The organism is Rhodococcus sp. KB6, assembly GCF_001445685.1.
GTDB classification, from domain to species: Bacteria; Actinomycetota; Actinomycetes; order Mycobacteriales; family Mycobacteriaceae; genus Rhodococcus_F; species Rhodococcus_F qingshengii.
Genome location: NZ_LNAK01000134.1, coordinates 734,602 through 748,813, shown reverse-complemented (window position 1 = coordinate 748,813; position 14,212 = coordinate 734,602). Strand labels below are relative to the sequence as shown.

At 63.5% G+C, this 14,212-nt stretch carries 10 protein-coding genes; 8 read left to right on the top strand and 2 right to left on the bottom strand.

What is annotated here, in order from left to right:
* Window positions 1–188 precede the first annotated feature (188 nt).
* Window positions 189–971: a hypothetical protein gene (locus ASU23_RS23405; protein ID WP_003944809.1), complete on the bottom strand. Its 783-nt coding sequence runs from the start codon at window positions 969–971 to the stop codon at window positions 189–191.
* 202 nt (window positions 972–1,173) lie between these two features.
* Here ASU23_RS23405 and ASU23_RS23400 point away from each other — a divergent pair, with 202 nt between their 5' ends.
* From ASU23_RS23400 to ASU23_RS23390, 3 genes are read left to right on the top strand one after another with little or no spacing between them, the layout of a single operon-like run.
* On the top strand, window positions 1,174–2,634 hold the full coding sequence (locus ASU23_RS23400) for an iron ABC transporter permease (protein ID WP_073512408.1): 1,461 nt from the start codon (window positions 1,174–1,176) through the stop codon (window positions 2,632–2,634).
* The gene (locus tag ASU23_RS23395) at window positions 2,631–3,722 is read left to right on the top strand and encodes an iron chelate uptake ABC transporter family permease subunit (protein WP_003944960.1); all 1,092 of its coding nucleotides are present in this window, start codon (window positions 2,631–2,633) and stop codon (window positions 3,720–3,722) included. Before ASU23_RS23400 ends, ASU23_RS23395 begins: the two co-directional genes overlap by 4 nt.
* Window positions 3,719–4,570 carry an ABC transporter ATP-binding protein gene (locus ASU23_RS23390; protein WP_003945031.1) on the top strand — a complete coding sequence of 284 codons (852 nt, stop codon included), beginning with the start codon at window positions 3,719–3,721 and terminating at the stop codon, window positions 4,568–4,570. The genes ASU23_RS23395 and ASU23_RS23390 overlap by 4 nt, the downstream gene beginning before the upstream one ends.
* A gap of 10 nt (window positions 4,571–4,580) precedes the next feature.
* On the opposite strand, the gene ASU23_RS23385 is transcribed toward ASU23_RS23390, so the two are convergent.
* The gene (locus ASU23_RS23385) at window positions 4,581–7,154 is read right to left on the bottom strand and encodes a bifunctional lysylphosphatidylglycerol flippase/synthetase MprF (RefSeq protein ID WP_058038790.1); all 2,574 of its coding nucleotides are present in this window, start codon (window positions 7,152–7,154) and stop codon (window positions 4,581–4,583) included.
* A 191-nt stretch (window positions 7,155–7,345) separates the two neighbouring features.
* Here ASU23_RS23385 and ASU23_RS23380 point away from each other — a divergent pair, with 191 nt between their 5' ends.
* The 5 genes from ASU23_RS23380 to ASU23_RS23360 all read left to right on the top strand — a co-directional run bounded on the left by ASU23_RS23380 (window position 7,346) and on the right by ASU23_RS23360 (window position 14,210).
* Window positions 7,346–7,759: a BlaI/MecI/CopY family transcriptional regulator gene (locus tag ASU23_RS23380; protein WP_003944876.1), complete on the top strand. Its 414-nt coding sequence runs from the start codon at window positions 7,346–7,348 to the stop codon at window positions 7,757–7,759.
* A gap of 25 nt (window positions 7,760–7,784) precedes the next feature.
* Window positions 7,785–8,738: a M56 family metallopeptidase gene (locus tag ASU23_RS23375; protein ID WP_003944922.1), complete on the top strand. Its 954-nt coding sequence runs from the start codon at window positions 7,785–7,787 to the stop codon at window positions 8,736–8,738.
* 261 nt (window positions 8,739–8,999) lie between these two features.
* Entirely contained in the window at window positions 9,000–10,970 is a 1,971-nt protein-coding gene (locus tag ASU23_RS23370) for a DEAD/DEAH box helicase (protein ID WP_030536379.1), read from the top strand.
* A 217-nt stretch (window positions 10,971–11,187) separates the two neighbouring features.
* Entirely contained in the window at window positions 11,188–12,645 is a 1,458-nt protein-coding gene (gndA, locus tag ASU23_RS23365; protein WP_007730904.1) for an NADP-dependent phosphogluconate dehydrogenase, read from the top strand.
* 62 nt (window positions 12,646–12,707) lie between these two features.
* Window positions 12,708–14,210: a DEAD/DEAH box helicase gene (locus ASU23_RS23360; RefSeq protein WP_054188236.1), complete on the top strand. Its 1,503-nt coding sequence runs from the start codon at window positions 12,708–12,710 to the stop codon at window positions 14,208–14,210.
* Window positions 14,211–14,212: the final 2 nt, after the last annotated feature.

The following is a 14,212-nucleotide window of genomic DNA, read 5'->3' as shown; positions in this document are numbered from 1 at the left end:
ACCTGATTACACGAGAGGTAACTCGAGCTTGGAATCAGGTCTGGAAAAAGAACCGGCGGGTTTCACATCATTCGATGTGAAACCCGCCGTGGGAAGGACCGGGAGTCTCTGCAGCCCTCAGGACTCCGGCGCGGTCCGGCAGTTTCGTCACTCTCGCGGGGTGTAGCTCTCCGCGCGGTGTTCCACAATCATAGGCAAGGCTGACCTAATTTAGCAAGCCCTTCGTCGAACTGGTTCCAACGAGGACGTAGCGAGACCTTGCGGCGTGCACGCACGGGCAGTCCGGCGGCGACAAAAGCGTCCAGCAGCCCCTGCCCGCGGCGCTGAGCGGCTGATTCGCCCCCGCCGGCCAAGATGGGGACATATGCCGCTGCGCCCAGGATCGACTCCCCTACCAAGCCCCAGAATCTGAACTGGTCGACGGGCGCACACCTGGAGACGGCGTCGTAGATCGCCCGTAGCGAGGTCAGGCAACGGTGCGCGGTCCAGACGAGGAGCGCTTCTTCGCACGGCATGTCGACGACGCCGTCACTGCCGGACTCCCGTCCGTTCGGCGCAACTCGCAGAGTTTCGTCGATCACCCCGGCCCAGTCGATACCGCCGTCGCTGTCCATGTGGATGAACAGGTTCTCGAGGCCTGGATCCCAAGCGGCACCTTCGGAGACGATCGATGCGGCAACCCTGCCGACCACAGCGTGAATCAGTGATGTTGCGACCTGTATCGCCGCAGCTTCGGCACTGTCGAGATCCTGGAGCGAGCGGGCGAACATCTGATGCACCCGATCCCCGCACAAGCCTTCACTCAACTGCCACCAACGCCGTTTGCCTTCACCTGACATGGCGGCAACCGCGTAGACGCGCGGGTAGTCAGGGTTGAGTGCTCGTAGGCGAACGCTGGTGCGGCTCAATGCGTTCGACCGGAGTTCGAATTCACGAACATCCGCATGCTGGGTGGTCAAGGTGATTGTCACCGTGCACTCCAATCGGCCGAAGTTGTCTTGTGGTTCTTAATGTAGGTTAGCCTCACCATAATTCAAGAGTAAAGAACTGTGACGCTGGGCACCGCATATTCACAGGAACTTGCCCCGCAGGGAGCACACCCACATAGGGTTCCGTAACCTAAGATGCGGATTCCCTGCGCACAAAGACCAGGAGCTCGAACCGCCAGTGACGATGATCAAACCGCTCGGGAACGGACATCCCCGAGGACCCAGCGAGACGTACGGACGGCGCATAGTGCCGCGCGGCCCGGCTCCTGTCCGAATGCGTGTTCTAGCTGGGATTTTCGACGCGGGGGTGTTCCTGCTTCCGTTGCTCGTCGGCTGGTACGTCGTTCAGTCGCTCCGAGACGAGAACGGTGGCGGCGAAGCCGACCGCGCAGTATTCGGTGGGACGGCAATAGCCATTGCCGTTGGTCTCCTCGTGTGGAACCTGGGATTCCGCGAAGGTGCCACAGGCCGGACCTCGGGAAAGGGATGGGTAGGTCTGGTCACGCGTGACGCGAAGACAAAGCAGCCCATCGGTGTTCGCCGGGCTCTGCGCAGGCCGTTCGATCGAACCGGTATCGAGGTGGTCCGTGAAAGCACGGCGCGCGAAGAAGGGTTCGAGGAACTCGCGCGCGACAACAGCGTCGGGGCAACTCGTCGACGCCGGCTGATCGGTCTCGCGGTGCTCACGGTTCTTCTCGCGCTCGTCATGCTCGCGAGCATCGCGGTGGGCGCACGTCCGCTGACGTTTGCCGAGATCTTCCACGCCATCTTCAGTTCGGACGGCACCCAGACGGACATCATCGTGCGAACGTTGCGCGCTCCGCGGACCATCCTGGGTCTTGTCGTCGGCATCGCACTCGGTATCGCCGGCGCCCTGATTCAGGGACACACGCGTAACCCGTTGGCAGATGCCGGACTACTCGGCCTCAACGCCGGCGCGGCTTTCTTCGTAGTCATGGCGATCTATCTCTTCGGCTTCACCGCACCGAGTCAGTACCTCTGGTTCGCGTTTGCAGGATCGTTCGTCGCCAGCATCGTCGTCTTCGGCTTGTCCTCCATCGGAAACGGCGGCGCGAGTCCTCTGAGTCTGGCTCTGGCGGGCGCGGCCGTCGCGTTCTTCCTGCAAGCCATGACCAACGCCGTGATAATCCTCGACCAGACGAGCCTGGACGCCTACCGTTTCTGGGTAGTCGGGTCGGTGTCCGGTCGCGGGTTCGACGTTCTCTGGCAGGTCCTCCCCTTCCTGATACTCGGATTGGTCATCGCCCTGGCAAGTACGCCTGGTCTCAATGTCCTCAGCTTGGGTGAAGACGTCGCAAAAGCCTTGGGAACGAACATCGCGTTCAGTCGCACACTCGGCATCATCGCGATCACCCTGCTGACCGGCGCCGCGACCGCAGCGTGTGGACCTATCGCGTTCATCGGATTGGTGGTCCCCCACGTGGCCCGGGCCATCACCGGACCCGACTACCGCTGGCTGGTCCCGTACGCGGGCTTGCTCGGTGCGGTCATGCTGATCACCGCGGACATCATCGGTCGCGTAGTCGTGCGCCCCGGCGAGTTGCAGGTCGGAATCATCCTGGCCCTCTTCGGCGCCCCGTTCTTCATCGCTCTCGTACGCCGCAGGAAGTTGGCAAGTCTGTGACGCTCAAGCAAGAACTCCGGGTACTCCCCCGGACCGTCCCCTCACGTAAGTCGATTCGTATCGGTGGATTCTCGCTGGTCTACCGTCCACTCGCGGTGTCGGTGTGCATTGCCCTCGCGGTCGCACTCTTCCTTCTGCTCTGCATCAACATCGGACGCGGCGACTATCCGATCTCGATCCCCGATGTCATTTCCGTCCTGCTCGGTAATGGAAGCAAGACACAGAACCTGATCGTCTTCGACCTCCGACTTCCTCGATCGCTCACCGCACTCTTCATCGGTATGGCACTCGGCATTGCCGGTGCGGTCACCCAGACGATCGCTCGCAACGCCCTCGCCAGCCCCGACATCCTCGGAATCACGGCCGGATCGAGTGCTGCCGCGGTTGCTCTCATCGTGCTCGGTGGTGGCGGGTCGTTCGTGGGACTGCTTGCCACACTGGGGATTCCGTTGGCTGCACTCTGCGGCGGCCTACTGACAGCAGTGGTGATCTACGCCCTGGCGTGGCGCAAGGGCGTCGAGGGGTTCCGCCTCATCCTGATCGGTATCGGCATCAACGCCATGCTGGTGGCAGCGACGGGATGGCTCCTCATCTCGGCGGACATCAACGACGCTTCTCGCGCACAGGTGTGGCTCAACGGTTCACTCAACGGTGCCACCTGGAATCAGATGTGGCCGGTCGCCATCGCCGTCGCAGTAGTCGGCGGCTACGCGGTGATCGCTTCGTTCACCATGGGAGCACTGCGGTTGGGCGACGACAACGCAACCTCACTCGGTGTTCGCTTGCAATCCTCCCAGGCCAAGCTGTTGCTCTCCGCCGTGGCGCTGGCCGCCATCGCAACCGCCGCAGCAGGTCCGGTCGGCTTTGTCGCCCTGGCTGCGCCACAGGTCGCCATGCGTCTGGTGCGCTCTGCCGGCCCGCCCATCGTGGCGTCCGCGCTGACCGGTGCTGTACTGGTGGTCGGCAGCGACGTCATCGCTCGAACAATTCTGCCTGTGGAACTCCCCGTCGGAATCGTGACTTCCGCACTTGGTGGTCCGTTCCTGCTCTACCTGTTGGTTCGTAACAATCGGAAGGTCACAGCATGACCACCATCGCCCAGTCCACCGATACTCCTTCGCGTCTCGTCGCCAAGAACCTGACGCTCGGGTACGGGGACCGCATCATCGTCGACGGACTCGATCTCGAGATCCCTACCGGCGTGATCACGACGGTCATCGGCCCCAACGGTTGCGGCAAGTCGACGCTCCTGCGTGCGCTCGGTCGTCTGCTCAAGCCCAAGGGCGGATCGGTCGTCCTGGACGGCAAGGCGATCAGTTCGATGAAGACCAAGGAAGTCGCACGGGTGCTCGGAATGCTCCCCCAGACTCCGGTTGCGCCCGAAGGACTCACGGTCGCCGATCTGGTCTCACGTGGGCGCCACCCGCACCAGTCGTGGATCAGGCAGTGGTCCGCGGACGACGAGGGCGAGGTCGCCGAAGCGCTGGAGCTGACCGGTGTCTCGGATCTCGCCGATCGACCCGTCGATCAATTGTCCGGCGGTCAGCGCCAGCGGGCCTGGATCTCGATGGCTCTCGCCCAGGGAACCGACATTCTGCTTCTCGACGAACCGACTACCTATCTGGACCTCGCGCACTCGATGGAAGTCCTCGACCTGGTGGATCAACTCCACGAGGAAATGGGGCGCACCGTGGTGATGGTTCTGCACGACCTCAATCTCGCGGTCAGATACAGCGATCATCTGATCGTGATGCGCGACGGCGCCGTCGTCGCTTCTGGTGTCCCCAAGGACATCATTTCCGCGGAACTTCTGCTCGAGGTGTTCGGTCTCGAAGCTGCGGTCATCGACGATCCCGTCTCGGATCGGCCGCTGATCGTTCCGATCGGTACCCGGCACGTGTTCGGCGCCGTCGGCGGGCCGGCAAAGCCTGCGTGACGATCGCGAATCAGCGACCCAGAATCGTCCGAACAAGTTTGAATCCCTGACCGATCGTCACGGTTGGCAGGTACGCCCGTCCGACCGCGTTCCCGATGCTCGGCAACGCGGCTGGATCGGCGAAGGTCATGTGCATCGGCACGTACCGCGGCTGGAACTTCGATTTGAAGGCCAACAGCGAACGAAATCCGTACACCGGTTCCAGGGTGCGACCGAGTAGGTCGAGCACGCTGTCCATCATCGCCGAGAAAGTCGTGGCCTCCGGTTCGTTCGCATTCCTCTCGGAGTCACCGGCGATTGTTGCCAACGGTGCACCGGACAGACTGAGGAACTCGACGCCCTCCTCCTCCAATTTCAGTGCAGCGGAGGCGATGAGGAACTCCATCGCGGGACGGAATCCTTCGGAGCGTCGCCTCATGAAGTCGAGTGTCCACCCGACGACTTTGCCGTCGCGGTACACCGGTAGCCACGACGTGACACCGTGCACGGTGCGATCCTCGTCGACGGCGATCAGGCACCGCACTTGTTCGTCGTCGACCTCGTCGAGTCCGCCGAGGGTGAATCCCATCTCGGGCATCCCCTTGTCCGCCACCCATTCCTCCGAGATCGCAACTATCTGATCCTTGATCGCGAGAGGTGCATGAGGGAAGGAAATCCACTCGGCCGTGATCCCGGACTTCTTCGCGCGGTTCAGTGCTGTTCGCACATCCTGGAACCGCTTTCCTGTGAACGCGACCTGTCCGAGGTCGAGCACGGTTTCCTCGGCGACCTGCAGGCCGCTCCAGCCCATGGAATCAGTGATGCTTCGGGCGTCGTCGGTCACTGAATAGAAGCAGGGAATCCAACCGTTCGACGAAGCGAACTCGGCAAACTCCTCGATCGCCGTGCGCATGCGATCTGGAGGACCGACCGGATCACCGGTTGTGAGAGCAACACCGGCGATGACGCGATACGCGACGTAACTCGAACCGTCCGCGCTGAACCAGTATGTGTTTCCCTTCCAGGTCGTCATCCAGGACAAGGGGCTGCCGGTACCGGCGATCAACATGGATCGCGCTCGTTCGGCGGCTTTGGGATCGGCGGTCTTGACCGGCTTGAGGAAACTCACGAACACCAACACGGCGGCGACGCCCCAGAACACGACGCCGGTCCACTCGAAGAGCAACGTCGACTCGATGTCCACGGGAAGCAGACGCGGATCGATCAACTGCAGGTACACGGGCGGTACAAGGCGCTGAGGGAAGTCCGCGAGCAACATCGTTACGGTTGGCTCGCGATCGAACCCGTGCCTGGCGAGCATTCCGCCGCCGACGTAGATCACGGCGAGGACCGCGAGCAAGGTCACGATCGCAGCACCGAGACGTCGGTATGTCTTGGCCGGGGCCGCGACGTCGAAGTATCGACGTGTCGCGATCAGCAGGATCAGTACGAAGAGCGGTGTCAGGAACGGCACCAGAGTTCGGTACACGTTCGGATCGCTGATTCCGTAGAACAAGCTGTCACTGTCGACGGCGTCGACGAACCGGATGACGAAGTTCCCGATCGAGAGGACGAGTAGGACTACCTGAGCACACACTGTCGCAATCCAGGCGAATCTGCGGCCACGACGGAGCCCGTCACTCAACACGAGAACGAAGATCGACGGCATCAGCGAGAGCAGAGTCGGGCCGATACCGGAGAGTCTGAGCTCGAGGAGTCCTCGTCGGCAGTCCGGATCCGACGAGGACTCCTCGCACAGTTCTCGAACCTCGGCGACAGTCCAGGGAACTCCGCGGAAGAGGTCACGGAGGACCGCGAGTGGGCCGACCGCCTGCGGGGACAATGCGGCGATCATCGGGCCGATCGCACTCGCCGCGACGACGATGGCGACCAGGACGCGACCCTCTCGCTGTGTCCCGGCGATGCGCTCACCGCGCGCCGATCGTCCGACGATCCACTGTCCGATCACCAAACCCACCACAGCGGCAAAGAATCGGATGACGTCTTGCAGCTGACCACTGAACAAGGCCAAAGTGATCGTCAACGCCAAAGTTCCGACGCGAATGCGACGGCGCCACAGGGTGCCCATGTTCGAGCTGGCGGCCATCGCAGCGCCGACGATCCATGCACTGGCTCCGACCGCGGAGCCCACGTGGAGGCGGAATCCCCAACTGGAATCGAACACCTTCGCAAACGACGCCCAGCCGAGCCCGAGCAGGACTCCCAAGATTTGAGTGCTTGCGCCGGCGATCGCAAGCTTGATCGTTCCCATTCGGCGTTCGAGGGGTGCGGCGACTGCGATCAGGAGCACGGTCGCGCCGAGGTACCCGAGCAGGTTTCCTGCCCACAGCACGGACGTGAGCGGAGTCCAGATGCGGCCGTGCTGGATCGAGCCCATTCCGGCACCGATCGTGTGCTCGAGATCGCGGGACGGTCCGTGAACGAGGCTGCCGGTTGCGGCACCCACGATCCACATGGTGAGAAGTAGAACGACCGTCAACGGTGCGTCGCGAATGCCGAAACGGATGATGCCGACAGCTTTCTGCGTGACTACCCGCGCCCGTGATGTCGATTCTTCGGTGCCCGGCGAACTGTCGATCGTCATCTACGTGCGGCTACTTTCTGCGGATCGACTGTTGGCTTGCAATTATCGGGCATCGTCATTGTCGGGAATTCCGTCGTCTCACACCACCGTAACCGTCACGCAGATCACTATGGCCAATACCACACCCCCACCGAGGTGGTTACTACTACCAGTAGTACGTATTTCGTCGTGGAAGTCCGTAGAATCGAAGAATGGCAGGTCTAGGTGAACTCGAACGCGCGGTGATGGATCATTTGTGGTCCACATCGGAACCGCAAACTGTGCGACAGGTGCATGAAGCACTCGCGACGCATCGCGAATTGGCGTACACGACGGTAATGACCGTTCTGCAGCGCCTGGCGAAGAAGCATCTGGTGATTCAGCAGCGTGACGATCGCGCACATCGCTATCTTCCCGTCAATAAGCGCGAAGAACTGGTCGCGAGTCTGATGGTCGACGCGCTGGCCCAGGCTCCGGAGTCCGGCGGTCGCGCTGCGGCGCTCGTCCACTTCGTGGGACAGGTCAATGCTGACGAAGCCGATGCTCTCCGCGAGGCGCTCGCTGCCCTCGAGGTGCGCGAGTCCGCGAAAAAGGCTGCGCAGCCCGGAATTTCTAGGCCGAACTGATTTCGTCGTGCATGATGTGTAGGACATGAACGCCACTACTGCACTGGTTTTCGGACTGCTTGCCTTGTTGCTGGCCGGTCCGGTTCCCGCACTCCTGAGCCGCTCCACGTGGCCTTACCGCGCTCCACGCGCGGCGTTGGTTCTGTGGCAAGCCGTCGCAATTGCTGCGGTGTTGTCGGCATTCAGCTCGGGCCTGGCCATTGCCAGCCAGCTGCTCGTTCCCGGCGCTGACGGTAGGCCGACGACGGCCCCGACCGCCGAAATCGATGCACTCGGGCTCCCGCTGTGGATTCTGTACGTGGTTGTTTTTGCCCTGACGCTTCTGATCGGCGCGAAGCTGATCTTCTCGATCATCCAGGTCGCTGTGAGAACCCGACGTCGCCGTGCACGTCACCGCGTGTTGGTGGACCTTCTCGACGACTGCGCCATGCCCGCGTCGGTGGAACGCACACCCGATCTGCGGGTACTGGACGTCGACGAACCGATCGCATACTGCCTGCCAGGTCTGCGTCAACGCGTGGTCCTCAGTCAAGGCACTCTGCAGAACCTCGATCATGCCGAGGTCAAAGCCATCCTGACGCACGAGCGTTCCCACCTGCGAGCTCGTCACGATCTGGTCCTCGAGGCTTTCACGGCCGTCAATCACGCGTTCCCCCGCTTCGTCCGTAGCAAGTCGGCGCTCGGATCGGTACAACTCCTGGTGGAGTTGCTCGCCGACGATTCAGCCGTGCGGGCTACCGGTCCCACTCCCCTCGCGCGGGCGCTTGTCGCGTGTGCCGGATCGACGGCACCCCGCGGGGCAATGGCAGCGGGCGGGCCGTCGACGCTCATCCGGGTGCAGCGCCTCTCGGCCGACGACGCAGATCCCCGCATCGCAGTTTTTGCGTATCTCGGGGCGGTCGCGATTCTCGTTGTTCCCACGGTTGCGGTGGCTGTGCCCTGGCTCACCGAACTTCGACTGCTTTTCAACGCATACTGAGTCTTGACCTGCGTAACCCCGTGTAGTAGTGCAGGTCACAGGCGGGGCTACCTGACTTCGGTGTCCCCGGTGGCGTAGAGTGGATCACGGCCACCATCGTGGTCCGTCAACATATAACGGCACACAGCCCAATTCCCCGCAGTATGCGTTCGGATTGCCAGGTGACATGTGCCCTGGCTCGTCCCTTTGCGAACTGTGTCGTGTATTTCAGCATGGCTTCTTCCGCTCCGCGACGTGCCCGTAGTCCGGAGAGGTTTCCGCGTGACCAACGCTGTCCAAATGTCGTCTTCCGAGAACATCGAAGACCCCACCGTCAACACCCCCGCTGCCGAAGAAGCAGTCGCCACCGAGCCGGGTATCACCTTCGCCGAGATCGGCCTGCCCGAGCAGCTTGTTGCCGCATTGGCGCGCAACTCCATCACCGTCCCGTCCCCCATCCAGGCGCAGTCCATCCCGGACGCGCTCGCCGGAACCAACGTTCTCGGCCGCGCACAGACCGGATCGGGCAAGACCCTCGCCTTCGGCCTGCCGATGCTGACCCGCCTCTCACGCCACGAAGATCGCCCGGCCGCCAAGCGTCCCCGCGCACTCGTGCTCGTCCCCACCCGTGAGCTTGCTTTCCAGGTGGTCGACTCCCTCAACTCCTACGCCGGCGCACTCGGACTCACGGTTCGTCCCGCTGTCGGTGGAACGCCGTTCGCCAAGCAGGTCGATCAGCTCCGACGCGGCGTAGACGTCCTCGTCGCAACGCCGGGTCGTCTCGGCGACCACCTGCGTCAGGGCACCTGCATCCTCGACTCGGTGGAAATCACCGCACTCGACGAAGCCGATCAGATGGCAGACATGGGCTTCCTGCCCGAGGTTCGCTCGATCCTCGGCGAGACCCCCGCAGACGGACAGCGTCTGCTGTTCTCGGCAACCCTCGACCGTGAGGTCCAGTCGCTGGTTCGTCAGTTCCTGGCCAACCACGTCACCCACTCCACCGAAGACGGCCGCGCAAGCGTCGACACGATGGAGCACTACGTCCTCCTCGTCGATCGTGGACAGAAGGATTCAGTCCTCGCCGAGATCGGTGCCCGCGACGGACGCACCATCATGTTCGCCCGCACCAAGCTCGGTTGCGAGGGAATCACCGACCGCCTCCGCGCAGTCGGCATCGCTGCCGAGTCGCTTCACGGCGGCAAGGCACAGAACCAGCGCACCCGCGTCCTCGAGCGTTTCAAGAACGGCCGCACCCCGGTCCTCGTCGCAACGGACGTCGCAGCACGCGGAATCCACGTCGACGGCATCGACCTCGTCGTTCACGTCGATCCCCCGGCCGACCACAAGGACTACCTGCACCGCGCTGGTCGTACCGCTCGCGCCGGCGAGAAGGGCACCGTTGTCGCCATCGTGCTGCCCAACCAGAAGCGTCAGTTCAAGCGGCTGACCGGAATGGCCGGCGTCAATGCCGCAGCCGTTGCCGTCACCCCGGGTTCTGCTGAACTTGCTCGAATCACCGGTGCCAAGAAGCCGACCGGAGAACCGTTGCGCGAGAGCTCTTCTCGTGGCGAGCGTTCCTTCGGTGATCGTGGTGGAAGCCGTGGCGGATACCAGGGCAACCGCTCGTCCGGTGGATACCAAGGCAACCGTTCTTCGGGTGGCTACCAGGGCAACCGCGACGGCGAGAGCCGCGGCGGATACCAGGGTGATCGCTCCAGCGGTGGTTACCAGGGCAACCGCGACAGCCGCCCCTCGACCGGATACCAAGGAAACCGCTCTTCGGGTGGCTACCAGGGCAACCGCGACGGCGAGAGCCGCGGCGGATACCAGGGCAACCGTTCGTCCGGTGGTGGATACCAGGGTGATCGCTCCAGCGGTGGTTACCAGGGCAACCGTGACAGCCGTCCGTCCTACGGAGACCGCGACAGCCGCCCGTCGACGGGTTACCAGGGCAACCGCTCGTCGGGCGGATACCAGGGAAGCCGTGACGGCGAGAGCCGCGGCGGATACCAGGGCAACCGTTCGTCCGGTGGTGGATACCAGGGCAGCCGTGACAACAACCGCTCGTACGGCGATCGCGACAGCCGCCCCTCGACCGGCTACCAGGGCAACCGCTCCTCCGGCGGATACCAGGGAAACCGCGAAGGCGGCGACAACCGTGCAGCCTCGACCAGCGGTGGCGGCTTCCGCAGCCGCACCGACCGTCGTAGCTATGACGGATTCGACGGCCCGAAGCGCGATCAGCGGTAATACCTGCGCTGAGCTGCGGCTCGACAACTGAACACTGAGAACCTTCCGGCTGTGCCGGAAGCTGTATCGAGACGGATGCAGGTCACTGCAATTAAAGTGATCTGCATCCGTGTTTTGTATGCACGGTCTGATGTTCACGCGCGTCGCGGCCGCACCGTTTTCGGCTGCGCACAGCGCAGGATTTCACAGCCGCGGACCGAGAGGGAAAGCTGTAAGCATGTCAACCACTAGCACCGAATCACCCCGAGCTCAGATCGGCGTCACCGGCCTGGCCGTCATGGGTTCGAATATTGCCCGCAATTTCGCCCGCCACGGTCACACCGTTGCCCTGCACAACCGCAGCATCGCGAAGACCGATGCCCTGATCGCCGAGCATGGTTCCGAGGGCGATTTCGTGCGCACCGAGACCGTCGAGGAGTTTGTTGCCGCACTTCAGAAGCCGCGACGCGTCCTGATCATGGTCAAGGCGGGCGCCCCGACCGATGCTGTCATCGAAGAGCTCGCGAACGCCATGGAGCCCGGCGACATCATCATCGACGGTGGCAACTCGCTCTACACCGACACGATCCGTCGTGAAGCGGCGATCCGCGCCCGCGGTCTGCACTTCGTCGGCGCCGGTATCTCCGGTGGCGAAGAAGGCGCACTCAACGGTCCGTCGATCATGCCGGGCGGCCCGAAGGAGTCCTACGAGGCTCTCGGCCCGCTTCTCGAGTCCATCTCCGCTCACGTCGACGGCACCCCGTGCTGCACGCACATCGGCCCCGACGGCAGCGGTCACTTCGTCAAGATGGTGCACAACGGCATCGAGTACGCCGACATGCAGCTCATCGGCGAGGCGTACAACCTCTTCCGCGACGCTCTGGGCTACGACGCCGGTCAGGTTGCCGACGTCTTCACCGAGTGGAACAAGGGCACCCTCGAGTCCTACCTGATCGAGATCACCGCCGAGGTGCTCCGCCAGGTCGACGCCGAGACGGGCAAGCCGTTGGTCGACGTCATCGTCGACGCTGCCGAGCAGAAGGGAACGGGCCGCTGGACGGTCAAGTCCGCTCTGGATCTGGGCGTGCCGGTCACCGGTATCGCCGAGGCCGTATTTGCTCGCGCACTGTCCGGTAGCCGCAATCAGCGCGCCGCAGCTCAGGCGCAGGGTCTGGCTGCCGGCTCTCTCGGCGACAAGCCTGCTGACGCCGAGCAGTTTGCCGCCGACATCCAGGCCGCGCTGTACGCGTCGAAGATCGTGGCGTACGCGCAGGGCTTCGATCAGATCGCTGCCGGCAGCGCCGAGTACGACTGGAACCTCAAGCCTGCCGACCTGGCGACGATCTGGCGCGGTGGCTGCATCATCCGTGCGCAGTTCCTCAACCGCATCAAGGACGCGTTCGACGCCGATCCGAGCCTGCCGAGCTTGATTCTGGCGCCGTACTTCCGCGAGGCCATCGAGGCAGGCATCGACAGCTGGCGCCGCGTGGTCGCCACCGCGACGATGCTCGGCATTCCGGTACCTGCGTTCGCGTCCTCGCTGTCGTACTACGACGGTCTGCGCGCGGAGCGTCTGCCGGCCGCCCTGACTCAGGGTCAGCGCGACTTCTTCGGCGCGCACACCTACGAGCGCATCGACAAGCCGGGCAAGTTCCACACACTGTGGAGCGGTGACCGCAGCGAAATCGAGGCCTGATTCACAGCGGGTATCGGTAGATGCGGTCATCTGCGTCTACCGATACCCGGTAGCCTGGACAAATGCAGGAATCGACGATCGACTCGCCCACCTCGACCGAAGGGCGTTCGTTCGTCGACCTCGGAATCCCCGCCGTGATGGTGCACGCGTTGCGCCGAAGCGGCATCGATGCCCCCTTCCCCATTCAGTCGGCAACCATCCCCGATGTTCTTGCCGGTCGGGATGTACTCGGGCGCGGTGCGACGGGTTCCGGAAAGACTCTGGCCTTCGGGCTTCCGATGCTGGTGCGCCTCAAGGGTGGGGCGAGCAAGCGGAATCGTCCGCGCGGTTTGGTGCTCGCTCCCACCCGTGAGCTGGCGATCCAGATCCACAAGGCACTCGACGACGCCGCTACCGAGATCGGTTTGCGTGTGGCAAATGCGGTCGGGGGCGTTCCGATCAAGCGTCAGGCCGACATCCTTGCCCGCGGCGTCGATCTGCTGATCGCGACCCCCGGGCGCCTGCTCGACCTACTCGAGCAGAAGTCGGTGATTCTCGACGACGTCGTGATCACGACCATCGACGAAGCCGACCACATGGCGGACATGGGTTTCATCGACGAGGTTGCGAAGATTCTCGACACGACTCCGAAAGACGGTCAGCGTCTTCTCTTTTCGGCGACACTCGACGGCAAGGTCGACGATCTGGTCGCGGGTTACCTGCGCAATCCGGCGTCGCACTCGACTGCTCCCCCGGTTGCGACCGTCTCGACCATGGAGCATCACCTGCTTTTCGTCGACCGCGACGACAAGAGATCCGTTGTCGCACATATCGCTTCGCGTGCGGGGCGGACCATCATGTTCGTCAAGACCAAGCACGGTGTGGATCGTCTTGCGCAGCAACTGCATTTGATCGGCGTCTCGGCGGGGGCTCTGCACGGCGGCAAGACGCAGAACAATCGGACCAAGACCCTCGCGTCGTTCTCCGACGGGACAACACCGGTCCTGGTCGCCACCGATGTCGCCGCGCGCGGAATCCATGTCGACGACGTGACGCTCGTCGTTCACGTCGATCCCCCGGCCGAGGCGAAGGACTACCTGCACCGGGCCGGCCGGACGGCACGCGCCGGCGAATCGGGCGTCGTCGTCACCATCGTCACCGACGAAGAACGTGAATCGGTCGAGAAGTTGACCAGGCAGGCAGGCATCAAGGTTCACGGTGTGCGGGTTCGTCCTGACGATCTTGAGCTCACGCGCATCACCGGTGCGATGGAGCCGACGGGAATTCCGGTCGAGGCTCCCGATACGACGGTTGCCGTCAAGCACACCGCCAAGCGTGGCCGTCAGGAACACGACACTGCAGGCCGGACCGCTGCCGGAGGCCGGATGAAGAAGGACGGCGACAAGCGCGCCGCCTCCTCGCGGCGCGTCACCGATCCGAAGAGTGTGAAGAAGATCCGTGCGGACGGCACTCCGGTCCCGACCCGTTCGGAGCGTCTGGCGTCCAAGGGCTTGACCCCGCGTCGCGGCGCACCCGGCGCAGGAAAGCCGTCTGCCGGAAATCGGGCGGGCAAGCGCGCACACTGAGG